Source organism: Bradyrhizobium sp. CCBAU 51765, from assembly GCF_015291725.1.
Classification (GTDB): Bacteria; Pseudomonadota; Alphaproteobacteria; order Rhizobiales; family Xanthobacteraceae; genus Bradyrhizobium; species Bradyrhizobium liaoningense.
The window spans coordinates 5,677,870-5,700,976 of sequence record NZ_CP030038.1; the positions used below are offsets into that span (position 1 = coordinate 5,677,870).

The 23,107-nt window shown below is 65.4% G+C and carries 19 protein-coding genes; 6 read left to right on the forward strand and 13 right to left on the reverse strand.

Annotated features, from left to right (window positions below; translation table 11 throughout):
- Window positions 1–42: 42 nt before the first annotated feature.
- Window positions 43–1,683, forward strand: coding sequence for an alpha/beta-hydrolase family protein (locus XH96_RS26970; RefSeq protein ID WP_194394276.1), 1,641 nt, complete (start codon window positions 43–45; stop codon window positions 1,681–1,683).
- A gap of 127 nt (window positions 1,684–1,810) precedes the next feature.
- On the opposite strand, the gene XH96_RS26975 is transcribed toward XH96_RS26970, so the two are convergent.
- Together XH96_RS26975 and XH96_RS26980 are read right to left on the reverse strand one after the other, a co-directional pair.
- Window positions 1,811–3,394: an MDR family MFS transporter gene (locus XH96_RS26975; RefSeq protein ID WP_194388435.1), complete on the reverse strand. Its 1,584-nt coding sequence runs from the start codon at window positions 3,392–3,394 to the stop codon at window positions 1,811–1,813.
- A gap of 154 nt (window positions 3,395–3,548) precedes the next feature.
- Complete coding sequence (locus tag XH96_RS26980) at window positions 3,549–4,085, reverse strand: YcgN family cysteine cluster protein (protein ID WP_194388436.1); 537 nt, start codon at window positions 4,083–4,085, stop codon at window positions 3,549–3,551.
- Between the two features lie 291 nt (window positions 4,086–4,376).
- On the opposite strand from XH96_RS26980, the gene XH96_RS26985 reads away from it, so the two are divergent.
- The 4 genes from XH96_RS26985 to XH96_RS27000 all read left to right on the forward strand — a co-directional run bounded on the left by XH96_RS26985 (window position 4,377) and on the right by XH96_RS27000 (window position 9,255).
- Window positions 4,377–6,665: a transglycosylase domain-containing protein gene (locus XH96_RS26985; RefSeq protein ID WP_194388437.1), complete on the forward strand. Its 2,289-nt coding sequence runs from the start codon at window positions 4,377–4,379 to the stop codon at window positions 6,663–6,665.
- Between the two features lie 9 nt (window positions 6,666–6,674).
- A complete protein-coding gene (locus tag XH96_RS26990) occupies window positions 6,675–7,253 on the forward strand; it encodes a DUF1214 domain-containing protein (protein ID WP_194388438.1) in 579 nt (192 codons plus the stop codon).
- Window positions 7,250–7,834 carry a DUF1254 domain-containing protein gene (locus XH96_RS26995; protein ID WP_194388439.1) on the forward strand — a complete coding sequence of 195 codons (585 nt, stop codon included), beginning with the start codon at window positions 7,250–7,252 and terminating at the stop codon, window positions 7,832–7,834. Before XH96_RS26990 ends, XH96_RS26995 begins: the two co-directional genes overlap by 4 nt.
- 440 nt (window positions 7,835–8,274) lie before the next feature.
- Window positions 8,275–9,255, forward strand: coding sequence for an ABC transporter substrate-binding protein (locus XH96_RS27000; protein WP_194388440.1), 981 nt, complete (start codon window positions 8,275–8,277; stop codon window positions 9,253–9,255).
- 339 nt (window positions 9,256–9,594) lie between these two features.
- Here the strand turns inward: XH96_RS27000 and XH96_RS27005 are convergent, their stop codons facing one another.
- Window positions 9,595–10,161 carry a hypothetical protein gene (locus tag XH96_RS27005; RefSeq protein WP_194388441.1) on the reverse strand — a complete coding sequence of 189 codons (567 nt, stop codon included), beginning with the start codon at window positions 10,159–10,161 and terminating at the stop codon, window positions 9,595–9,597.
- A gap of 22 nt (window positions 10,162–10,183) precedes the next feature.
- Window positions 10,184–11,785 (reverse strand): hypothetical protein, encoded by a 1,602-nt coding sequence (locus tag XH96_RS27010; RefSeq protein ID WP_194388442.1) that lies wholly within the window; start codon window positions 11,783–11,785, stop codon window positions 10,184–10,186.
- 577 nt (window positions 11,786–12,362) lie between these two features.
- Between XH96_RS27010 and XH96_RS27015 the strand changes: the two genes are divergently transcribed.
- Window positions 12,363–12,770 carry a GFA family protein gene (locus XH96_RS27015; protein WP_194388443.1) on the forward strand — a complete coding sequence of 136 codons (408 nt, stop codon included), beginning with the start codon at window positions 12,363–12,365 and terminating at the stop codon, window positions 12,768–12,770.
- 336 nt (window positions 12,771–13,106) lie between these two features.
- On the opposite strand, the gene XH96_RS27020 is transcribed toward XH96_RS27015, so the two are convergent.
- The 9 genes from XH96_RS27020 to XH96_RS27060 form a co-directional block, all read right to left on the reverse strand.
- Window positions 13,107–13,619 (reverse strand): DUF411 domain-containing protein, encoded by a 513-nt coding sequence (locus XH96_RS27020; RefSeq protein ID WP_246789759.1) that lies wholly within the window; start codon window positions 13,617–13,619, stop codon window positions 13,107–13,109.
- 34 nt (window positions 13,620–13,653) lie between these two features.
- A complete protein-coding gene (locus tag XH96_RS27025) occupies window positions 13,654–14,265 on the reverse strand; it encodes a class I SAM-dependent methyltransferase (protein WP_194388444.1) in 612 nt (203 codons plus the stop codon).
- A 181-nt stretch (window positions 14,266–14,446) separates the two neighbouring features.
- A complete protein-coding gene (locus XH96_RS27030) occupies window positions 14,447–17,638 on the reverse strand; it encodes an efflux RND transporter permease subunit (RefSeq protein WP_194388445.1) in 3,192 nt (1,063 codons plus the stop codon).
- Window positions 17,635–19,053, reverse strand: coding sequence for an efflux RND transporter periplasmic adaptor subunit (locus tag XH96_RS27035; protein WP_194388446.1), 1,419 nt, complete (start codon window positions 19,051–19,053; stop codon window positions 17,635–17,637). Before XH96_RS27035 ends, XH96_RS27030 begins: the two co-directional genes overlap by 4 nt.
- A gap of 83 nt (window positions 19,054–19,136) precedes the next feature.
- A complete protein-coding gene (locus XH96_RS27040; protein WP_194388447.1) occupies window positions 19,137–19,529 on the reverse strand; it encodes a FixH family protein in 393 nt (130 codons plus the stop codon).
- Window positions 19,530–19,629: 100 nt separating this feature from the next.
- The gene (locus XH96_RS27045; RefSeq protein WP_194388448.1) at window positions 19,630–19,995 is read right to left on the reverse strand and encodes a hypothetical protein; all 366 of its coding nucleotides are present in this window, start codon (window positions 19,993–19,995) and stop codon (window positions 19,630–19,632) included.
- A 125-nt stretch (window positions 19,996–20,120) separates the two neighbouring features.
- A complete protein-coding gene (locus XH96_RS27050; RefSeq protein ID WP_194388449.1) occupies window positions 20,121–21,332 on the reverse strand; it encodes an MFS transporter in 1,212 nt (403 codons plus the stop codon).
- Window positions 21,317–22,681: an NAD(P)-binding domain-containing protein gene (locus XH96_RS27055; RefSeq protein ID WP_194388450.1), complete on the reverse strand. Its 1,365-nt coding sequence runs from the start codon at window positions 22,679–22,681 to the stop codon at window positions 21,317–21,319. Before XH96_RS27055 ends, XH96_RS27050 begins: the two co-directional genes overlap by 16 nt.
- A 48-nt stretch (window positions 22,682–22,729) precedes the next feature.
- Entirely contained in the window at window positions 22,730–23,047 is a 318-nt protein-coding gene (locus tag XH96_RS27060) for a helix-turn-helix transcriptional regulator (RefSeq protein WP_194388451.1), read from the reverse strand.
- Window positions 23,048–23,107 lie beyond the last annotated feature (60 nt).

Sequence of the window (23,107 nt, forward strand, 5' to 3'; positions counted from 1 at the left end):
TTCATTCGGCGCCAATTGCTCTCGCTCTCCGGCGTCGGCCTCATGCTGGGCGCGCTGCTCTTCGCGGCCGCGCTGACGCCGACGCTGATCCCGCGCAGCTATTTCACGCAAGGTGCCCTCGCCGGCGGCTGCTTTGCGATCGGCTATTTCGCCGGCGTGCTGTGGCGGCGGCTGTGGCACTATCTGGAACTGCCCGAACCGGCGGCGCGCGCGAGATCGATTGCGAATGCGCTGGCCGCCGTCATCTGCCTGCTCGTTGTCCTGGTATGCCTGTGGCGCACCGCCGAATGGCAAAACTCGATCCGCGCCGTGATGAAGATGGCACCGGTCGAGACCGCGCATCCGTTCAAGGTCTGCGCCATCGCCCTGGTCACGTTCGTGGTTCTGCTGGTGCTGGGACGGCTGTTCACGCTGGTCGCCGGCTTTCTCGCCGCCCGCGCGCGGCACGTCATCCCGCCGAAAGTGGCGAACGTCATCGGCGTGCTGATCGCGGGCTTGCTGTTCTGGTCGATCGCCAGCAATGTCCTGATCCGCACCGTATTCAACGCGCTCGACTCCTCCTTTCGCGAGCTCGATATCCTGCTCGAGCCCGAGCGACCGCAGCCGACCGCGTCGAACCGAACGGGCGGCCCGGACTCCCTCGTGAAGTGGCGGGAGCTCGGGCGCATGGGGCGGCGGTTCATTGCCTCGGCCCCGACCGCAGCCGAGATCAGCGCCGTCACGGGACGGCCCGCCCAGGATCCCGTGCGCGTCTATGTGGGGCTCGCCGGCCGCGACACGCCGCAGGCGCGCGCCAAGCTCGCGCTCGACGAACTGAAGCGTCAGCACGGTTTTGAGCGCAAGGTCCTGGTCGTGATCACGCCGACCGGCACCGGCTGGATCGATCCGGCCGCGATGGACACGGTGGAATGTCTCCATCATGGCGATGTCGCGAGCGTGGCGATACAATATTCTTACCTCAACAGCCCGCTGTCGCTGCTCTTCCAGCCGGAGTACGGAGCAGAGGCCTCGCGTGCGCTGTTCGCTGAAATCTATGGCTACTGGACGACGCTGCCGAAGGACGGTCGGCCGCAGCTGTATCTGCACGGACTCAGTCTCGGCGCCATGAACTCGGAAAAATCTGCGGAGTTGTTCGAGACGATCGGCGATCCGATTGCGGGCGCGCTCTGGAGCGGGCCGCCGTTCGAAAGCCGCATCTGGCGCTCGATCACCGCGAACCGCAACCCGGGCACGCCGGCGTGGCTGCCGGAATTTCGCGACGGCCGCTTCGTCCGCTTCATGAACCAGAATGGAGCGACAGTGCCGGCAGATGCGCCGTGGGGTCCGATGCGCGTCGTCTATCTGCAATATGCCAGTGACGCGATCACGTTCTTTTCCTACCGCGACGCCTACCGGGCGCCGGCCTGGATGACGGTGCCGCGCGGGCCCGACGTCTCACCTCAGCTGCAGTGGTATCCTATCGTCACGATGCTGCAGCTCGCCCTCGACATGGCGGTCGCCACCCATACGCCGATGGGCTTTGGCCATGTCTACGCACCCGAGCATTACGTCGACGCCTGGGTCGCGGTGACCGATGTCAATGACTGGTCGGCCGAGGCGCTCGCACGGCTGAAGGGGCAGCTTGCGGCGAAAGCGCGGCAGACGACGAGCGCAGGGGATGACGATCCCGATCGCGGCGGCTGAAGCGCGATGGGATTTGGATGAGAGATCTTTACGGAAAGCCGCTTCGCACTTTTCCGGATCATGCTTTGGGCGTAATCCGGAAAGGCCCCGGTCCTCCGAAGGATCATGCTCAGCCGGCGGCGCCGCTTCACTCCGCCATCTCGACGTGCTTGGTCACGGTGGGGCCGGCCAGCGGCCGCTCCTCCATCGCGATCAGGCACAGCGCAGCACCCGTCATCAGCGCGGTGGCGGCGCCGAAGACGTAACGGAACGCATGCCGCATGTCCTCGGTGGGAATGGCATTGACGACGCCTGCGGCATGATGCTCGCCGGCGAGCGGGATGTCGGTGCCGAGCGCGATCAGCAGGATGGCTGCGAAGGCCGCGACCGTGAACGAGGACATCAGCGAGCGGAAGAAGTTCAATGCGCCGGTGATGGTGCCGACCTGCGGCCGGGCGACCGAATTCTGCACCGAGACCACGCAAACCGGAAAGGTGGTGCCGAGGCCGAGCGCAAACGCGGCCATCAGCGTCAAAAGGCCCCAGAGCGGCAGCGTCGTCAGCGTGAGACCGAGGCCGCACAGCGCGGCCCAGGATGTGCCGATGATGGCGACGCGCTTGTAGTGCTTGGCCCGAGCCATCGTGCGCCCGGCTATGGCCGCGCCGAGGGTCGAGACGGCCGCCAGCGGAATCAGCGCAAGGCCCGCCTCGCTGGCGCTGAGGTGATAGACGGATTCGTAATAGAGCGGCAGCTGGACCGTGAGGCCCGTGATCGCGCCGAGCGCACAGCCGCCCGCCATCAGCCCGAAGGGGACGACACTTCCGCCGAGCAGCGGCAGCGGCAGGAACGGCTCGTCCGCCCGCCGCGCGTGCCAGACGAAGCTGACGACGAGCGCGACCGCGCCACCGACCATCGCGAGTACGGTCGGCGACAGCCAGGGATAGCGCGTGCCGCCCCAGGTCAGCACCAGCATGAAGACCACGGCAGAGGCCATCAGCAACACGCCGCCGAGCCAGTCGACCTTGCGCTTGCGATGGAACACCGGGATTTTCTTCATCTTCGGCAGCAGAAGCGCGATCGCGGCGGCCGAGAGCGGCAGGTTGATCCAGAAGATCATCGACCAGTGCAGATGCTCGGCGAACACGCCGCCGATGACCGGGCCAAGAATGCCGCCGACCATCCAGACGCTGGAGAAATAGGCCTGGTATTGTCCGCGCTCGCGCGGGCTCACCACGTCGGAGATCACGGTCTGCACCACCGGCATGATGCCGCCGCCGCCGAGGCCCTGGAGGCCGCGCGCCAGGATCAGCATCGGCATGTTCGGGGCGATCGCGCACAGCACCGAGCCAGCGACGAACAGGCTGAGCGAGATGATGATCATGACGCGACGACCGTAGATGTCGCTGAGCGTGCCGAACACCGGCGCGACCGCGGTCGAGGCGAGCAGATAGGCTGTGATCACCCAGGAGAGATTGGAGACGTCCTGGAACTGCCGCCCGATGGTCGGCAGCGCGGTCGCCACGATGGTCTGGTCGAGCGCTGCCAGGAACATCGTCAGCATCAGGCTGATGACGATGGTACGGACCTCGTCGGAGGTCAGCGGCACCGGCGGCGCGATGGACGGCGCGTCATCGACGCTCAACACCTCGCTGGGAAGGCGGGACAGCTCGTCGGCAATGTCGTCAGGCAATGTCTGGACGTCGGCAGCACTCTGCCGTTCGATTTTGTTCATCTCGTCGGACGTCATGTGGCGGCGCAACGCCGCGAAGGATTCGTTCTATGCAATCCAATGTAGACAGCAAAGTTCTTCCCAGGCAGGCACCACGGCGCATGGGTGCATCCCGCCCCGAGGTCATCCCGAACACGTGATCGCAAGGGGCGACGGATCAGTCCCTTGTCAGTCCCTTGTCAGTCCTTGGGCGTCGCTTCAGACGGGCCCGTTTCGGCAGCACGGCCGGCCATTGCACGATGTGGTTCTCGAGCTCCTCGTCCGGAATCTCCTCCTCGCTTCCCTCGACGCGGCCGCGCACGGAGACGCCGGCTTCGTGGACGGTGTTGGGATCGCCCGAAACCAGCGGATGCCACCAATAGAGGTCGCGCCCCTCGGCGACGAGCTTGTAGCCGCAGCTCGGCGGCAGCCAGTTCAGGGTGCGGACATTGGCCGGGGTCAGGCGGACGCAATCCGGAACCTTGTCGGAACGATTCGGATAGTCCTTGCAGGCGCAGCTCGCCCCGTCGAGCAGCTTGCAGCCGACATGGGTGAAGTAGATCCGGCCGGTGTCCTCGTCTTCGAGCTTGTTCAGGCAGCAGCGGCCGCAGCCGTCGCACAGGCTTTCCCATTCGGACCCCGACATCTCTTCCAACGTCTTGGTTTTCCAGAAGAATTCTTCCTGGCCTGAGGGTCGTTTGGGAGCTGCGGTCATGCGCCTCAACAAAAATTCGAAAGAGCTACGGCGACGCCATCTAGGGGGCACGGACGCAAGGGTGCAAGCGAGGCCTCTCTGAAGCCCGTAATGACCCGGGGTCAATTAGGCCTGTTGTTCAAAATCGCGAGCGTGACCATTGGTTTATGGGCCCCGCTCGGCTAGAAGGAACAGCAAGTCCCTCGGATGCTGGCCGGGCGCCTTGGGTTTGCCGCAACATTCGCCCAAGACGTCTCGATGCCGCCCCGGCCGGGTGCTTGATCGCTTCGAAGCAGGGCTCAAGGGTTCTAGGTGCGACAGATCATACCACCGCATTGGAAGCAGAGGGTCCGGAATTTCTTCCTCGACCTCGATGCGCGTATCGACTCCTCGCTGTTCTCCTCGGCCAAGGGCATCCGCGAGCTCTACGAGCGCTACTCGACCTTCATGGACAGGTTCTATGTCGGGCGCTGGAAGCGCTGGGTGTTCATCGAGCCGCTGTCGGAGGCCGCGACGCTCGGGCTCGGCGGCCTGGTCGTGATGCTCACCCTCGCCATCCCCGCTTTCCGCGAAACCGCGGACGAGGACTGGCTGAAGAAGTCCGATCTCGCGGTGAGCTTCCTCGACCGCTACGGCAATCCGATCGGCAGCCGCGGCATCAAGCACAACGATTCGATCCCGCTGGAAGATTTTCCGGATGTCCTGATCAAGGCGACGCTGGCGACCGAGGATCGCCGCTTCTACGAGCATTTCGGCATCGACATCGCCGGCACCGCGCGCGCGCTCGTCACCAACGCCCAGGCCGGCGGCGTCCGCCAGGGCGGCTCCTCGATCACCCAGCAGCTCGCCAAGAACCTGTTCCTCAGCAACGAGCGCACCATCGAGCGCAAGGTCAACGAGGCCTTCCTCGCGATCTGGCTGGAATGGCGCCTGACCAAGAACGAGATCCTCAAGCTGTATCTCGACCGCGCCTATATGGGCGGCGGCACGTTCGGCGTCGACGGCGCGGCGCATTTCTACTTCAACAAGTCGGCGCGCGACGTGACGCTGGCGGAAGCGGCGATGCTCGCCGGCCTGTTCAAGGCGCCGACGAAGTACGCCCCCCACATCAACCTGCCCGCCGCCCGCGCCCGCGCCAACGTCGTGCTCGACAACCTCGTCGATGCCGGCTTCATGACCGAGGGCCAGGTGTTCGGCGCCCGCCGCAATCCGGCCTTCGCCGTCGACCGCCGCGACGAGGCTTCGCCGAACTATTATCTCGACTACGCTTTCGACGAGATGCGCAAGCTGGTCGACACCTTCCCGAAGTCCTATACCGAGCGCGTCTTCGTGGTGCGGCTCGCGATCGACACCAACGTGCAGAAGGCGGCCGAGGACGCGGTCGAGAACCAGCTGCGCCAGTTCGGCCGCGACTATCACGCGACGCAGGCTGCGACCGTCGTCGCCGATCTCGACGGCGGCATCCGCGCCATGGTCGGCGGCCGCGACTACGGCGCCAGCCAGTTCAACCGCGCCACCGACGCCTATCGGCAGCCCGGCTCCTCGTTCAAGCCCTACGTCTACACCACGGCGCTGCTGAACGGTTACACGCCGAACTCGATCGTGGTCGACGGCCCGGTCTGCATCGGCAATTGGTGCCCGCAGAACTATGGCCATTCCTATTCCGGCTCGGTGACGCTGACCCAGGCGATCACGCGCTCGATCAACGTCGTGCCGGTGAAGCTGTCGATCGAGATCGGCCGGAAGAACGAGCCGAAGGCGCAGAACCCGGCCAAGGTCGGCCGCGCCAAGATCGTCGAGGTCGCGCGCCGCTTCGGCCTCAAGGCGCCGCTGCCCGACACGCCGTCGCTGCCGATCGGCTCGGACGAAGTCACCGTGCTCGAGCATGCCGTCGCCTACGCGACCTTCCCCAACCGCGGCAAGGCGGTGACGCCGCATGCGGTGCTCGAAGTGCGCACCGGCGCCGGCGACCTCGTCTGGCGCTGGGACCGCGACGGCCCGAAGCCGCGGCAGGCGATCCCCGCGTCCGTTGCCGCCGACATGGCCGGCATGATGAGCCACGTCGTCAGCGAAGGCACCGCACGCCGCGCCGCGCTCGACGGCATTCCGACCGCGGGCAAGACCGGCACGACCAATGCGTATCGCGACGCCTGGTTCGTCGGCTACACCGGCAACTTCACCTGCGCGGTCTGGTACGGCAACGACGACTACTCGCCGACCAACCGTATGACCGGCGGCTCGCTGCCGGCGCAGACCTGGCACGACATCATGCTCGCGGCCCATCAGGGCGTCGAGGTCCGGGAGATCCCCGGCATCGGCATGGGCCAGAAGCTGCCGCCGCAGCATGTCAGCAACGCGCAGGCCAATGCGGGGCCGAAGGTGCTGGAGACCAAGCCGGGTCCGCCGCCGGTGCTGACCAAGCGCGGTGCCGACGTCCTGGTGCGCGTCGAGAAGCTGCTCGATGATGCGGCCAGGACCGCGAACAAATCCGCGGCCGACGACAGCAAGCTGGCCAAGCCGTCCTCGGCGACGAGCGCACTCGCCTTCCCGCAGAACTATGCGGAAGAGAACGTCAACGCCTCTGCCCCGCGCAAGAACTGATCGAAACCCGTGCGGCTGATCCTGATCACATTGACGGCGCTTCTTCTCGCAACGGTGGTCGGCGTCGGCGCGACCTGGATGACGACGACGCGCGGCACCGAGATCGGCACGCTGACCATCGGCGCCTGGACCGCGCGGCCGCGCACCGGCACCGCCGACGCCGACCCCTATTCGCGCGCCACCATCGTGCGCAACGGCGAGCTGCCGATCGGCACCGGCGACGGCGTCGCCTTCACCGCCACCACCGACGACAAGAAGAAGGCGCTCGACGGCCGCTGCGATGTCATCGTCTCCGGCGTGACGCCGCCGGCGCGGTTCTGGACGCTGACGCTGTACGACCGCAAGGGCCACCTCGTCGCCAATTCGCTGCAGCGCTACGGCTTCACCAGCCAGGAGATCGTGCGGCAATCCGACGGCTCGTTCGAGATCCGCATCGCCTCGCGCTCCCGTGCCGGCAACTGGCTGCCGACCGGCGGCATCGAGCGCTACGCCTTGATGCTGCGCCTCTACGACACCCCGGTCGGGGTCGCAACGCGCACCCAGCGCGATGCGCCGATGCCCAGCATCACGACGGCGGGCTGCTCATGATCCGGCTCGCGTTCACAATCGTTGCCGGCGTGGTGCTGGGCCTCGTGGTCCATCTCGTCAGCGTGCTGGCGCTGCCGCGGATCGCGACGCAGGATGCCTATTCGCGGCTGACGCCGATGACGAAGGTGAACGCCGTCACCCAGCTTCCGCTCGCCGACCCCAACACTTCGCCGATGCCGTTCATGGATCCGGCCTTCGCGCTGGCGATCTGCCGGTACGATCTGTCGGGCGGACCGATCAAGCTGACGGTGCCGGTGAGCCAGGCCTACACCTCTGTTTCGTTCTACACCCGGAACGAGATCGCCTACTACGCCATCAACGACCGCTCCGCGGGCCGCAAGGTGATCGAGCTCGACCTGATGACCGAAGCGCAGCACAGCGAGCTGCCCGAGGACGAAGAGGTCACCGCGGCCGACCGGCTGATCATCGATTCCCCTGCTACCACCGGCCTGATCCTGATGAAGGCGCTCGCCCCCGAGCCCGGCCTGATGCCGCAGGCGCAAGCCTCGCTCCAGGCCGCGACCTGCGCGCCGCAGACCGAGCCCCCGGCCAAGGCCGAGACGCCGCGCGGCCGGCGCTGAGCGCGGCCGCTTTAGCGCTGCAGAACATAAGAGCGCGAAAACAACCCCATGCACAGTAGCGGGGGCATTGAAATCATTACGTTCTTCCGTCGACGATGACGAAGCGGCCGGACGGACGTGCACGCACCTTTGACACGTCGGGCAAAACACCGGCATACTGGCATCATCGAGAGTTCGTCACACCCGCGCGGAGCCATCCGTCGCGGGTGTTGTCGTGTCGGAGCAAAGATTGCGATTGCGATGTCCTCGCCTAAAGTGAGGATCGCCTTGCCCCACAGCTGACCTCAGCGCTCGCTCCCATGATGTCCGCAAGTCCCGCCCCATAGCCGTCCCGAGCCACGCGTCACATTTGCGACGCAGCATTTGCAGCCACCGAGTGCGGCGACTATCGAGACGTGATATGCTGCCGCCCCTCGTCCTCACGTTGCGATGAGGGTCGAATGAAACGGCGGGAGTTCATAGCGGGCACCGCGGCGCTGCTCTTTTCGCCATGCTATTCGCGCGCGCAGGGAAAACGCCGTCGGCTCGGCTTTCTCGCTGTAGGTGATGGAGGTGGGAAAGCCCTCAATCAAGCCGAGCTCGTGCTTCTTGACACGCTGCGAAGCCTCGGCTGGATCGAAGGAAAAAATCTCGTCATCGAGTATCGCTTTTCTCATCCCTCGGATCGACTGGCGGCGTCTGTCGCCGATCTGATTGCCCTCAGTCCCGAGCTGTTTGTCGCTCCCGGTCCGCAGGCGGCCGTAGCGCTGAAGTCGGCAACCACCACCATTCCTATCGTATTCGTGAGTGTGGCCGATCCCGTGAAGCTTGGCCTCGTGCAAAGCCTGTCGCGTCCCGAAGGCAACGTGACGGGCCTTACGACCATGGTACCGGATGACTTCCTCGCGAAACGTCTCGAAATCCTTCGGGAACTCGTTCCCGGGGCCTCGAAGATCGCGCTCTTGGTCAATCCGGCCAACCCAATGCAAAGGCTATATCTAGCAGAAGACGTACCCCGCATAGGCCGGGAGCTCGGCGTCGCCTTGCTGCCGGTGGAGGCGGCCACGGCCGAGGAGCTCGACGTCGCGTTTGCATCCGCTGCCGCCCAGCACGCCGATGCGATCATCGATTTTGGCGATACGCTCACCTATGTTCAGGCTCCGCGGATCATCGCGCTCGCGGCGAAATATCGCCTGCCGGCAAACTATTTGTTCCGGCATTATGCCGATGGCGGATTGTCGGTGTACGGAGCCGACGCCCGAGATCTGTTCCGCCGTGCGGCGCACTACGTGGACAAGATTCTCAAAGGCGCCAAGCCTTCCGAGTTGCCGGTAGAGAGGCCGACCAAATTCGAGCTGATCATCAACATGAAGACTGCCAAAGCGCTGGGCCTCACCGTGTCACCCTCACTACTCGTCCGCGCCGACGAGGTGATCGAATAGCGAGGACAACTGCGGAAGTGCGTGAGTCCCTTCATGGCCAGCGACCCGGCCGCGAGTGAGGCAGTGAGCCGATCTCGCGTTACGAACCGATCAACTTAGGCCCCGATCACAAAGTCCGCCCGTGAGCCCGAAGGCGAAGTGACGGCAGGACTCATTGGAGTCCGCTCCTGAGGGTGTTGCGTAGTGGATCCAGTCAGGCTGAGTTCCTCTCGGTTTGATCCCGAAGCGGGCATCGAAGCACATGCGCCTTTGACCACGAGTGCTAACGGCAGGGGACGCGTTCCTTTGAACGAAAAGCAGGAGGTCCTATGCAAACGACGGTAGCCGAATTGCTTCCAGTCATAACCCAAGCGCGATCTCGGCCCATCTCAACATGCGGTCGCCATTGAGGAACGCCAGCACCGCCGGCTCCATTGACGCGGGCGCGCCCGGTCCGACCAAAGCCGTCGCGGCCACCATGTCGCAGCGCTGATTGAAGGCGAGTGAGAGCGCGGCGTTGCGACTTCCCTCGACGCGATAGGCCCGGCTGCGGCCGCGCATCGGACCGACGATGATCTCTCGGCCGGCACCGATCGGCGTCGCCTTGCCAATCAGCGCCAGGTCGCCCATTTGATCGAGGTCGCCATCGTCGGCGATGCCGGCGGTGCAATTGCAAAAGCCGAGCTTGGCGCGAACGTAGAGCTGGACCTCGCCGCCGCAATCGTCGGCCTTGCAGCGGAACGCCTTTCCCTTCCCCCAGGGATCTGCGCCGAAGGGCCAGTCGGTTTCCGTCCACACCGGGCGGACCTCGCCGGATGCCGTTGTTGCGCGTCCCGGTTCGCTGGATCGGAATATCCAGACCGCAGCGGCTGCACAGAGCAGTGCGGTGGCTGCGCTGATCGCGACGAATTTGCCTGTCGGGCGCATGAAGGCTGCCGCCGCACTTTTGCTAGTTCTGAGCCATGAACTTTCGTGCGGCCGCGAGGTCCTCCCGCGAGGAGTCGCCATCTCGCGCCATGTCGACGACTTTCGCGTAGTATTGGCGTGCCTTCACGGCGTCGCCCGCTTTCTCGGCGGCGTGAGCGGCGCCGATCATCGCGCCAAAGCGGTTCGGCTCCTTGCGCATGGTGCTTTCGAACGCGGCCAATGCCTCCGTCGTCATGCCGCGTTCAAGCAGCATGGTCCCGTAGAGCTCGCGCGCCGGCGCAAGCGGTCCCGGCGTCACGATGGATTTTTCGGTTTTGTCTTCGGCATCGGCGGCAAGGCGCATCGCTTCCAACGCGTCCGCCTGTCTTCCCTGGGCATTGAGCTGCCAGGCCGTGGCGACCTGCCGCTGAATGTCGACGATCTCGGCCCAATAGGCATCCTTGTCCCGCTGCAGCTTGTCCCGCAGTTCCGCCAGCTTGGCGATATCAGGCGTCGCTGCGTCTGCGTTGCCGGAGCGTGCGGCGCCAAGGGCGCGGGCGAAATAGGTGATCGCATCGACATAGGCAAACCGGCTCGGCTCAACCTTCAGCGCGGCAGCGCCCTGCCAATCGCCACGCTCGACCATATAGCGCGCCTGACTGGCAGCTATCGCGTAAGGACCGGCGCGGACGGCCGGCGCATAGCCCGTGGTCGCAACCATGTCCGCGATGACGTCGCGGGCTCGGCTATCCTGCGCAAGCTGGAGCAGGGCGTAGACCATATAGTCCTCGGCATGCAGCTGCTCACTGGGGTCCTTGCCCTCCTTGGCAGCCTTGGCGGAACGGATGTTGGCGTCGATGGATTCGTTCCAGTAGCCGACTCGCGTGAAGATGTGCGAGGGCATATGCAAAGCATGCGGCGCCGCCGGCGCGATCTCGGAATAGCGCTTGGCGGCGTCGAGACCTTGCTCTGCGATCGCCGGATAGTCGTAAAGGTGGATCAGATAATGCGCGACGCCGGGGTGCCGCGGCTGCCGCTTGAAGATCGGCTCCAGGATGGCAGCGCCCTTGAGCTGGTTGGCATAGGTCTTGTCGTTTGGTGACGCCGTAACATTCAGCGTGATGGCGTAGGCGATCTGCGCCTCGTCATCATCGGGATAACGCGCGGCGACGGCTTCGGTTGCCTTGAGATAGGCTTGCGCGCGCTGACCGAACGTCGTCCTTTCATCGCCCGAATAGAAGGCGAGCAGCGCGTCGATATAGTCGCGTTCGCGGTCGGTCCCGGCGCCGATTGCCTTGGCCTTCTGCAGCGCGGCAAGGCCGTCAGTGAGGTTTTCCTTCGGCGCGGGAAAATGCGGGTTGTACAGCAGGCTCAGGGCAATGCCCCAATAGGCGATCGTGCATTCCGGATCGGCCTGCAACGTCTCCTCGAAAATCTCTTTCGCGGGCCGGTACCAGAACGAGTGCTGATAGCGCATCCCACGGTCAAAACGGCGCTGCGCCACCTCGTTGCAGGAGGTCTGGAAGTGAACCTTGCCAAACTGCTCATCGGTCCCATCCTCCGCGCGTGCGGCAGGCGTGGTGGAAATCGAGCTCAGGATAGCGAGGGCGAAAAGAGAGACGGTTCTCAGGGCGAGCGCGCGCATGGACCCCTCCGCTTCTGTTCAGAAGAAACTTGGTCAGATGGCGCCGATAAAGGCCGGGGCGCCGGAGTAGTGCTGAAATTGTCGATGACAACTGCGTTGCGGGAAGGATTTGCCCATTCGCGATGCGAGTCAATAGGAGCATTAGGGAAGCACGCCTGCCAGGCTCCATTCGTCCGTGCGCGAAGTTGTATGCCGTCCTCCCTAGATAACACCGCCATATCACGAGGCTCTCCGGCTTCGCAGCAAGCAGGCCGCAATGACGCTTGTGAGTCACTTGCAGACATTGCCGTGCTCGAAGGCCGTTTCGGCAAGTGACTCTCAGTCGAAGCCCGACCCTGGCGCTTCGCTGGCCACGTCGTTGACCGAAACGCAGCCGCGCAACACTGCGCGTCAGGGCTCGTTCAAACTCGAGCGCGCGGAACTGTGGTGCGCGCCCTGCATTTCCCGCGGTCAGCGCGGCTCCCATGGCAGCAACTGTCACGCGACAGTAGGACGCAACCACAGATCGATTGCGGCGTTGAAGCGGCTCGTCGCGAGAGATATCGATCGGCACAACCATTATCAATCGGAGGAACGCATGAGCACCATCACCGGCGGCTGTCACTGCGGCGCAATCCGCTATGAGGTCGAGGGCGATGCGATCGTGCACGCGTTGTGCCACTGCCGCGACTGCCGGCTCCACGCCGGGGCCCCGGTCGTCGGCTGGACGATGTACGCGGACGATGCCGTCAAGGTGACCAAGGGCGAGCCGAAGGTGTACCGCTCCTCGGAACATGGCCGGCGGCACTTCTGCGGCGACTGCGGCACCGGCCTGTTCTATGTCAATGCCAGCATCCTGCCCGGGATGATCGACATCCAGAGCGCGACCTATGACGATCCCGAGGCCGTGCCGGCAACGATGCAGATCCAGGTCGCCGAACGTCTTCGCTGGATGGAGCATGCGCACGAACTGCCGGCGTTCGACCGCTATCCTCCACAGCCGTAGCGGCGGAAGTGATACCGGCTCTTTTGGCGTCATCCGGGCAGGTATGACTCGTGGCGGCGCCTGCGCGCACGCCTCGTCCTTCGAGACGGCGCTGACGCGCCTCCTCAGGATGAGGCTCAACGGCGTCAGTGCCCGTTGAAGCTGCTGCCGCGCACTCCGCCCTCATCCTGAGGAGCCCGCCTAAAGCGGGCGTCTCGAAGGATGGCCGCAGAGAAAAGCTCTCATATGCGATAGCCCTGGTCATCGGAGGATTGGCAACGTTCGGCTCGTGCATCAGCTCATCGATGGTGGCGCAGCGTCGCCAGACGCGTACCCGCGCAGCTCGCCATATCCAGCTCAACCGATCACCTGCGAGCCGACAAAGCGCATGAATGGCCTTTGACCATCGGCACCGAACAGCACGACCGTGTAAGGCTCCGGCTTGCCGCCTTCCATTCCGGGCGATCCGACCGGCATGCCCGGCACAGCGAGCCCTTTCGCAATGGGGCGCTCCGAGAGGAGGCGCCGCACGGCCGCGGCCGGCACATGTCCCTCGATGAGATAACCTGCGACTTCCGCCGTGTGACACGCGGCCAGGTCCGAGGGGATGCCGAGACGATTCCGAACCGCGTCGAGATCGGCGGTCTCCTCCACCTGGACGACAAATCCTGCGTCCCGGAGATGCTGCACCCAGCCCGCGCAACAGCCGCAGCTCGGATCCCTGTGCACCGTGACGGTCGTTTCTCCGGCCTGCGCCGCAACGGCAGGCCTGGCCAGGACTGCCGCCGCTGCCGCCGCCATCAGCCCTGCAAGCGACCGACGGGTGATCACATGTCCACGTTCCCTCATCTTCGGCTTCCTTTCCTTCATCGTGGGTCTCCTCAAGCTCGGAGCGCCGCAGGCATCAACGAGGGCTCGCCTGGCCCTCGTACATAAACGTCATGGGCTTCAGCCCGTTCATATAGCCGGTGCGCATCTCGTCGATGCGAAAGCCGTTCCGGGTCAAGACGTCAGCGATGTCCCGGTTGAGATGGCAACCGCCCGAGATGCGCATCCATGCGGGGGTCAGGCGATCCTGCCACCAGCGCACGCGCGGTTCGGGCGCGCGGCCATGCTCGACGAAGACCAGCTTCCCTCCCGGTTTCAGCACACGCCGCGCCTCCGTCATCGCGCGATCGACGTCCGGAATGCTGCACATGGTCCAGGTCGTCAGGACCGTGTCGATGCTGCGGTCCTCGATCGGAATCGCCTCGGCCGACGCTTCAACGAGATCGACCGGAGTGTTCGGATGTGGCGCGGCTCGCGCCATCTCGAGAAGCCTTGGAGCGGGCTCGAGACCCACAAGCTGCGTCACCGTAGCTCCGTAGAACGGCAGGTTGCGGCCGGACCCGACGCCGATCTCGAGAACCCGGCCCTGAGCAGCACGGGTCGCGCGCTGCCGATAGGGCGCAAGGTCCCTGTTCCGCATCGCAAGGTCGCAAAGCCGTGGCAGAATGACGTCGTTGTAGAAGCCCATGCGCGCATCTCCCGGCATCGCAGCTCGACGGTCTTACTGATCTCTTCAGGTGCGGCAAAGATCACGTCCGCACGTTCGCCTCTCATGCCAGCACCATCCCCAATATTAGCGCGATGACGACCAATGCGATGATCAATTCCATCGCCCCACCATTCCTGACAGCCGTTCAACATGACTGACCTCATTCGGCAGACTGCAGCACCCGCAATCTCGGACTGATCGGCTTTGAGGTTTCGGTCGGTTGCCCCTTGTCCTCGGACTCGGGAGGCAGGTGGACGCCTTTCACCAGCCCGAAGATCGCCGGGATCACGATCAGCGTCAGCAGCGTCGACGACGTCATCCCGCCGATCATCGGCACCGCGATGCGCTGCATGATCTCCGAGCCTGTGCCGGTGCTCCACATGATCGGCAGCAGGCCCGCCATGATGGCGATCACCGTCATCATCTTGGGGCGGACGCGCTCGACGGCGCCCTCCATGATGGCCTCGTGAAGATCCCGCCGGGTGAAGGCCCTGCCCTCGGCGCTGCGCTTCGCCTTCAGCTCGGCCAGCGCGTTCTCGAGGTAGATCAGCATCACGACACCGGTCTCGGCAGCGACACCGGCGAGCGCAATGAAGCCGACCGCGACGGCGACCGACAGGTTGAAGCCGAGCCACCACATCATCCAGATGCCGCCGACCAGCGCGAAGGGCAGCGACAGCATGACGATGAGCGTCTCGGTCATGGCCCTGAAGTTCAGGTACAGCAGCAGGAAGATGATCGTGAGTGTCACCGGAACGACGATCTTCAGGCGGGCGGCGGCGCGCTGCAAATATTCGTACTGGCCGCTCCAGACCACGTAATATCCCGGCGGAAACTGGATGCTGTCCGTCACCGCGCGTTGCGCATCGGCGACGTAGCTGCCGATGTCGCGATCGCGGATGTCGACATAGACATAGGTCGCGAGCTGGCCGTTCTCGGTCCGGATCGAGGTCGGCCCCCGCGCCGGCTCGACCTTCGCAACCTCGCCGAGCGGCACCGCGCCGCCTGCGGGCATCGGCACCAGGATATCGCTGGCGATGGCCTTCGGATTGTCGCGCAGATCGCGCGGGTAGCGCATGTTCACCGTGAACCGTTGCCGTCCCTCCACCGTCGTCGTGACCGTCTGGCCGCCGAGCGCGGCCGCGATGGTGTCCTGAACGTCCTGGATCAGGATGCCATAGCGGGCGAGCGCCTCGCGATCCGGGGCGATCTCGAGATAGTAGCCGCCGATGCCGCGCTCGGCATAGGCCGAGGACGTGCCCGGGACGGCCTTGATCACCCGTTCGACCTGCTTCGCCAGCCGGTCGATCTCGACGAGGTCGGTGCCCATCACCTTGACGCCAACAGGCGTGCGGATGCCGGTGGACAGCATGTCGATACGGGCCTTGATCGGCATGGTCCAGGCGTTGGAGACGCCCGGAAACTGCAGCGCCTTGTCCATCTCCGCGACCAGGCTGTCGACGGTGACGCCGGGGCGCCACTGCTCCTTCGGCTTCAGGTTGACGATCGTCTCGAACATCTCGGTCGGCGCCGGATCGGTCGCGGTCGCCGCCCGTCCCGCCTTGCCATAGACCGACGCGACCTCCGGGAACGACTTGATGATGCGATCCTGCATCTGCATCAGCTCGGCTGCCTTGGTGACCGAGATGCCGGGCAGCGTGGTCGGCATGTAGAGCAGCGTGCCCTCGTTCAGCGTCGGCATGAACTCGGTGCCGAGCTGCCGGGCCGGCCAGATCGTGACGGCGAGCACGACGAGCGAGGCCAGGATCACCAGGGTCTTGGCACGCAGCACGCCCTTGATGACCGGCCGGTAGATCCAGATCAGGAAGCGGTTGATGACATTCCTGTGCTCCGGCACGATCCTGCCGCGGACGAAGATCACCATCAGCGCCGGCACCAGGGTGACGGACAAGAGGGCCGCGGCCGCCATTGCGAAGGTCTTCGTGAACGCCAGCGGACTGAACAGCCGTCCTTCCTGCGATTCCAGCGTGAAGATCGGCATGAACGACACGGTGATGATCAGCAGGCTGAAGAACAGCGCCGGGCCGACCTCGGACGCCGCGTCGATCAGGATCTGGACGCGCGGCTGATCGGGCTTGGCGCGTTCGAGGTGCTTGTGGGCGTTCTCGATCATGACGATCGCGGCATCCACCATGGCACCGATCGCAATCGCGATGCCCCCGAGGCTCATGATGTTCGATCCCAGCCCCAGCAGCTTCATGGCGCCGAACGCCATCAGCACGCCGACCGGCAGCATCAGGATCGCGACCAGCGCGCTGCGGACATGGAGCAGGAACACGATGCAGACGAGCGCGACGACGATGCTCTCCTCGACCAGCGTGTGCTTGAGCGTGTCGATCGCCGCGTAGATCAGGTCCGAGCGGTCGTAGACCGGGACGATCTCGACCGATTTCGGCAGGCTGCTCGCGATCTCCTTGAAGCGCTTCTTGACGTTCTCGATCACGTCGAGGGCGTTGACGCCGAAGCGCTGCAATACGATGCCGCTTGCGACCTCGCCTTCGCCGTTCAGCTCGGCGATGCCGCGCCGCTCGTCCGGCCCGAGCTCGACATTGGCGACGTCCCGCAGCAGCACCGGCGTGCCGTTGCTCGTCTTCAGGACGATGTTGCCGAGATCGTTGATGCTCTTGACGTAGCCCTTGCCGCGAATGACGTATTCGAACTCCGACAGCTCGACCGTGCGCCCGCCGACGTCTGCGTTGCTGGCGCGGATCGCCTCCCGGATCTTCTGCATGCTGATACCGCGGTCGCGCATCCGCTGCGGATCGAGCACCACGTTGTATTGCTTGACGAAGCCGCCGATGCTGGCGACCTCGGCGACGCCCTCGGCCTTGGCGAGCGCGAATTTCAGGTTCCAGTCCTGGATGGTGCGCGTGTCCGCGAGGTTCAATTCCCTCGACATCACGGCGTACTGGTAGACCCAGCCGACGCCGGTCGCGTCGGGCCCGATGGTCGGGGTGACGCCGGCGGGAAGCCTGGACGACGCGCCGTTCAGGAACTCCATGACGCGCGAGCGTGCCCAGTAGATGTCGGTGCCGTCCTCGAAGATGACGTAAACGAACGACACGCCGAAGAAGGAGAAGCCGCGCACCACCTTCGATTTCGGCACGGTCAGCATCGCCGTGGTCAAGGGATAGGTGACCTGGTCCTCGATCACCTGCGGCGCCTGGCCGGGATATTCGGTGTAGACGATGACCTGGGTGTCCGAGAGGTCGGGGATCGCATCCAGCGGCAGGTGCAGCAGCGCGTAGAGGCCGGCGGCGGCCGCAAAGCCGGTGCCGAACAGCACCAGCAGCAGGTTGCGCGCCGACCAGGCGATGATGCGCGCGATCATTTGTGGTCTCCCGTCGCATGGCCCGCGTCGGAAGCTTGAGGAGCCGCCTCGGCGAAGCCCTTGAGCGCGGCCTTCAGATTGCTTTCCGCATCGATCAGGAAGTTGGCGGAGGTGACCACCGCCTCGCCGTCCGCAAGTCCGTCCCGCACCTCGATGTAGCCGCCGCCGCGCCGGCCGAGCTTCACCTCGCGCGGCTCGAAACGCCCGTCCCCCTTGTCGACGAGAACGGCCTGGCGCGTGCCGGTGTCGAGCACCGAGCTATCCTGGACCGCCAGGACCGGCGCGCCATCTGCGGTGTCGATGTCGGCATCGACATACATGTCCGGCAGCAGCACCGCGTCGGGATTGGCGAGCTCGACCCGGACGCGAACCGTCCGGGTCTCGCGGTTCACCTGCGGATAGATCACGGCGATCCTGCCGGTGAAGGTTCGGCCGGGAAAGCTGCGCGCGCGCACCGCAACGGACTGCCCCGCGGCGATGTTGCCGAGATCGCGCTCGGCGACGTCGACCAGCGCCCAGACCAGCGAGGTGTCGGCGATCCGGAACAGCACGTCGCCGGGATTGGCACGCATGCCTTCGATCGCATTGCGCTCGAGCACGATCCCGTCGCGCGGCGCCGACCAATGAATGGTGACGGGCGCGACGCGCGTCCTCTCCATCTCGGCGACCACCTGCTCGGGGACGTCGAGATTGACCAGCCGTTGCCGTGAGCCGCGGCCGTACGACTCGACGCCGCCGACGGTCTTCGAGGTGATCGTCGCGAGATATTCGGCCGCCGCGGACGCGACCGCCGAACTATAGATCTCCATCAACGGCTGGCCCGCCTTCACGCGCGTGCCGGTGGTGACGTCCGCGATCTTCTGCACGAAGCTTTCGGCGCGCATCGCGATGACCGAGACGCGGCGCTCGTCCAGTTGGATCGTGCCGGGCGCCTTCACCAGCACCCGGATCGACCGCCGCGCCACCGGCTCGGACTTCACGCCGGTGCGCTGGATCTTGCCGGGCGATAGCTTCACCGTCCCGTCGTCGACGTCGTCACCTTCGTAAACGGGGATGTAGTTCATCCCCATCGGATCCTTCTTCGGCACGGGCGAGCTGTCGGGCAGCCCCATGGGATTCCGGTAGTAGAGGATTTTTCGCGACGAGGCCGCCTGCGATGGCTTCGGCTCTGCAGGGGCTGCCTGATCGTCATCGTAGACCGGCAGATAGTCCCGCCCCCGCTCGTCCTTCCGCGGCCCGGCCGACCAAAGGGGCGCGCCGCCCGGATCGCGGTAATAGAGCGGCGTTCGGGCGCCGCCTTCCGTGGCCGGGGCGACCTCGGCATGAGCGGACCAGCGTCCGTTCATGAACCAGGCGGCGCCCAGGGCCAGGCTGCCAGTGAGCGCGAGTGCGGTGAGAAGACGCTGCGTGTTCATCGCCAGATACCGCGCGCGCCTCGGCGCGCGTCCATGTGAACGGGAAAGAGAAGTTCGGGCGCCATCCGGCGGCGCCCGAAGGCTCACTTGGTCGCCTTGACGATGACCTTGCCGGTGACCGTCTCAGGCTCGCCCTGCACCTTCGCCGAGAGCGTCACCTGGTAGCGGCCGGCCATCGGCAGGTCGGTCTTGAAGGCATAGACGCCCGGCTCCCTGGACGGCAGCGGCGCGACGGCCGACTCCATCTCGGCCATGCCGTCGGGCGTCATGTCGACGCGTGTCTTGAAGATGACGGCATCCGCAACCGGCTTGCCGGTCTGCCTGTTGGTCAGGCGGACGGCGAGCGTGACGTCGTCGCCCTTCTTCATCTCGGGACTGACCGGCTCGAACACGTAGTCGCCTGCGCCCGCCATGGCGGCCGGAGCGGCGAGCAAAAGGGTGGCGGCAAGAGCCGCAGCGCTGAATCTGAAAAGCATTTCCTGTCCTCATGAATTGATCTTCCGCCGTGACGCATGACGCGCGCACGTCAGCCATCGACGCGCGCAGCCGTGCGCACGCGTCGTCAAATTGGCGAGATCAGATTCGAGGAGGCCGGAAGGGAGGACTGCCGCCGCGGAAGGCGACGACCTGATCGTCGGGAATGACGGTTTTCCCCGACGCCATGGCAAGGAATTCGAAGGCCAGGGGACGGATATCCGCAAGTGCGACGGTGCTGCCGACACAGCAGAACCCCATCCCGCACTTGTAGCCGGCGGTGTCGGAGCCCGTTCCCTTCATGTCGGGACAACAATCGTCCATCGACATTTCCCCGTCGCCGCTCATGACCATGGCCGCATGCATGTCGTCCGACGACATGGCGAGGCTGGAAGCGGACGCGCCAACCGGCAGCATCGCCAGGGATAGGGCGATGGCGAATGCCAGGATGGTACGGACGATCCGCATCAGGATGTGCTTAACCTTTTGGATAGTTCTTGGAACCGTAAGCTAGCATAATCCGCCGCCGAAAGCATTCTTTGATCCGGGTCAAGCATTCGTGAGTGAGGCTCCGACGCGGGCCATCGCGCAAGCTATGAATGCTCTCCCCCCGTCGCCTGGGCGTTCCGATCCGCACGAAGCAGCAGCAGCGCGACGAAGGCGGACACCGAGGCCAGCGCGCTGATCCAGAGTGCGCTGCTGCCGAAATGCTCCACCATCAGTCCCAGCGCAAGCGGCGCGAAGGCGCCTGTTGCCCTCGACGGCAGCGAGATCATGCCGACCCGCCTGCCGAATCCCGCCGGCCCGAACAACGCCAGTGGCAGCGTACCACGGGCGATGGTGATGATGCCGTTGCCCGCGCCATACAGCACCGTGAAGGCCGGCGCGAGCCAGGGGCCGCCCGCGACCAGCGCAAGCACGCCGATCGGATTCATGAGCATGGCAAGCCTTGCCGACAGCAGCGGATGAAACCGGCTGAGCCATCCTGCCTCCAGAAGGCGGGCCCCGACCTGCGCAGGTCCGACCAATGCTCCTGCGAACAAGGCCTGTGCCGGCGTGGCGCCGAACGCAACCAGCATGGTCGGCAGGATGGCCGAGACTCCGGAGCTGACGAAGCTTGCCGCCGCAAAGATGTACGCCAGCAGCATCATCGCGAAGCTTTCGCTCTGGCGGCCGGAGTGTTGGCTCGCGCCCGTGCCCGGCCGGGAGTCCAGGTCCAATGGCGCGGCACGGGGCAGCGAAAGGTTGAGCGGCAAGGCAACGCCGATATGGATCACCGCCCATACCTGGCAGGCCGCGCGCCAGCCGTACTCCGAAGCGAGCCACGTCGTGAGAGGCCAGCCGAGGGTGCTGGCGAAACCGGCGATCAGGGTGATGCCGGTGATCGTTGCTCGCGCATTGGCGCCGTAGATGCGCGCAAGCGTCGCGAACGCCGCTTCATAGAGACCCATGCCCATGCCGATCCCGAGCAGGATCCAGGCCGTGATCAGCAGCGCCACGCCATGGGACACGGAGAGCAGGAGCAAGCCTGCCGCGAAGACGAGGTTCGAGACGGCAAGCAGGCTGCGCCCTCCGAACGTATCGATGGCGTGCCCGACTCTCGGGCCGAGCAGGCCGGAGATGACGAGCGCTCCCGACAGCGCGCCGAACAGATAGGTCGGCGCGAGACCGAGATCGTGCGCAATCGGCACAGCCAGGATCGCAGGAAGGTAGTAGCTCGACGCCCAGGCAATGGTCTGGGCGCTGCCGAGCGCGACGACGACAGCGAACGGGCTTGCAGCGCCTCCCGTCATGAGCAACCGCATCCCGCGCCGCCTGCCTTCATGGCGGATTCATCGGCCGCACAGCAGGCTGAGGGTTCGGCCTTGGCCGGACCGCCGCAGCATCCCGCCGCGCCGGCGGACTCGACGCCGCCACGTGTGCAGACGCCGGTCTCGGGCAGCACGAGCTCGACCCGTGCCGCAGCCTCCTTGTCGCCCGCGATGTCGGCGACGATCGAACGGACCTGCTCGTATCCGGTCGTCATCAGGAAGGTCGGCGCCCGGCCGTAGGATTTCATGCCGGCGAGATAGAAGCCCGGCTCGTCATGCGCGAGCTCGCGAGCGCCGTGAGGCCGCACCGTTCCGCAGCTGTGCTCGTTGGGATCGATCAGCGGCGCAAGTGCGACGGGCGCCTCGATCGCCGGGTCGAGCCGAAGCCGCAGCTCGGACAGGAACGAGAGATCGGGACGGAAGCCGGTCGACACCACCAGCTCATCCGCAATCACACTGCGCGCACCGCAGCAGGCACCTGCCGAAATCCTGAGACGTCCTTCGAAGTCCGAAAGATGGGTGACACCGAAGTCGGTCTCGACCTTGATCTTTCCGTCAGCCACGAGCGCTGCGAAGGTGGATCCGAGCTCGCCGCGCGCGGCAAGCTTGTCGTTGCTGCCGCCGCCGAAGGCCTTTGCAGGATCGCCGCCGCGCAACAGCCAGACGGGCTGCGTGCCGGGCACCTCCTCGGCGAGCCGCGCGAGATCGATCAGCGTGCCCAGCGCGGAATGGCCGGCGCCGAGCACGGCCACGGTCTTGCCGGCATATCTGCCGCGATCCGTGCCCCGCACATCCGGCATGCCGTAGGCGATGTGATCACCGTGCTCGCGTTCGCCGATCGAGGGCAGACCGTTGCTGCCGGCGGGATTGGGCGAGAACCACGTGCCTGACACGTCGATGACGGCATCGGCGCGCAGCATCTCGGGGCCCTTGCCGTTCTGATAGCGGAGTTCGAAAGGCGCCTGCTCGCGGCCCCTGGTCTTCGCCTTGTCGAAGCCGACGCGGCTGATCGCCGTGACGCGGCTCGACGTCCGGATCGTCTCGCGCAGCTTCGTTCGCGTTGCGAGCGGCGCGAGGTAGCGCTCGATCAGCTCGCCGCCGGTCGGATAGGATTGAGGATCGGGCGAATTCCAGCCCGTCGGCGCGAGCAGGCGCGCCGCCGCCTTGTCGACATTGAATTCCCACGGCGAGAAGAGCTGGACGTGCTGCCACTGCCGCACCGCATGCGCTGCCTCGGGTCCGGCTTCGAGCACAACGGGCGACATGTCGCGTTCGAGCACATGCGCGGCGGCTGCGAGGCCGACCGGCCCCGCCCCGATGATCGCTACCGTCTTCTTCTCCATTGCGAACACTCCATTCTTCTAGAATTATGGAACAATTGACCAAATGAATCAGGCTGCCGTCTGGGCGTCCTTGCATCCGACTTCGTCCGCACAGCACTCCGCGACCAGGAAGTCGACCAGGCCCCGCATGGCATCGAAGTTGGCGTGGCAGATCAGGGTCGTCGATTCCCTGACCTGACTGACCAGTCCGACCGAGACCAGGGTCTTGATGTGGTGCGACAGCGTTGACGCCGGGATCTTCAGCTTGTCCTGCAGGCGGCCAACCGGCATGCCCGCGTGCCCGGCCCGGACCAATGCGCGGTAGATCTGAAGCCGGGTCCGATTGCCCAGGGCCTCCAAACGTGCAGCTGCGTCATCGACCTTCATGAGGTCACGATGCACCCGTACCACATCGACTGTCAAACGTTATTTCTAGAATATTCGAAA

Excerpts from the sequence above, each read along its gene's own strand:
- XH96_RS26970 (WP_194394276.1), top strand. The coding sequence starts at position 43 with ATGCTGGGCGCGCTGCTCTTCGCGGCCGCGCTGACGCCGACGCTGATC.
- XH96_RS26975 (WP_194388435.1), bottom strand. The coding sequence starts at position 3,394 with ATGAACAAAATCGAACGGCAGAGTGCTGCCGACGTCCAGACATTGCCT.
- XH96_RS26980 (WP_194388436.1), bottom strand. The coding sequence starts at position 4,085 with ATGACCGCAGCTCCCAAACGACCCTCAGGCCAGGAAGAATTCTTCTGG.
- XH96_RS26995 (WP_194388439.1), top strand. The coding sequence starts at position 7,250 with ATGATCCGGCTCGCGTTCACAATCGTTGCCGGCGTGGTGCTGGGCCTC.
- XH96_RS27000 (WP_194388440.1), top strand. The coding sequence starts at position 8,275 with ATGAAACGGCGGGAGTTCATAGCGGGCACCGCGGCGCTGCTCTTTTCG.
- XH96_RS27005 (WP_194388441.1), bottom strand. The coding sequence starts at position 10,161 with ATGCGCCCGACAGGCAAATTCGTCGCGATCAGCGCAGCCACCGCACTG.
- XH96_RS27010 (WP_194388442.1), bottom strand. The coding sequence starts at position 11,785 with ATGCGCGCGCTCGCCCTGAGAACCGTCTCTCTTTTCGCCCTCGCTATC.
- XH96_RS27015 (WP_194388443.1), top strand. The coding sequence starts at position 12,363 with ATGAGCACCATCACCGGCGGCTGTCACTGCGGCGCAATCCGCTATGAG.
- XH96_RS27020 (WP_246789759.1), bottom strand. The coding sequence starts at position 13,619 with ATGAAGGAAAGGAAGCCGAAGATGAGGGAACGTGGACATGTGATCACC.
- XH96_RS27025 (WP_194388444.1), bottom strand. The coding sequence starts at position 14,265 with ATGGGCTTCTACAACGACGTCATTCTGCCACGGCTTTGCGACCTTGCG.
- XH96_RS27030 (WP_194388445.1), bottom strand. The coding sequence starts at position 17,638 with ATGATCGCGCGCATCATCGCCTGGTCGGCGCGCAACCTGCTGCTGGTG.
- XH96_RS27035 (WP_194388446.1), bottom strand. The coding sequence starts at position 19,053 with ATGAACACGCAGCGTCTTCTCACCGCACTCGCGCTCACTGGCAGCCTG.
- XH96_RS27040 (WP_194388447.1), bottom strand. The coding sequence starts at position 19,529 with ATGCTTTTCAGATTCAGCGCTGCGGCTCTTGCCGCCACCCTTTTGCTC.
- XH96_RS27045 (WP_194388448.1), bottom strand. The coding sequence starts at position 19,995 with ATGCGGATCGTCCGTACCATCCTGGCATTCGCCATCGCCCTATCCCTG.
- XH96_RS27050 (WP_194388449.1), bottom strand. The coding sequence starts at position 21,332 with ATGCGGTTGCTCATGACGGGAGGCGCTGCAAGCCCGTTCGCTGTCGTC.
- XH96_RS27055 (WP_194388450.1), bottom strand. The coding sequence starts at position 22,681 with ATGGAGAAGAAGACGGTAGCGATCATCGGGGCGGGGCCGGTCGGCCTC.
- XH96_RS27060 (WP_194388451.1), bottom strand. The coding sequence starts at position 23,047 with ATGAAGGTCGATGACGCAGCTGCACGTTTGGAGGCCCTGGGCAATCGG.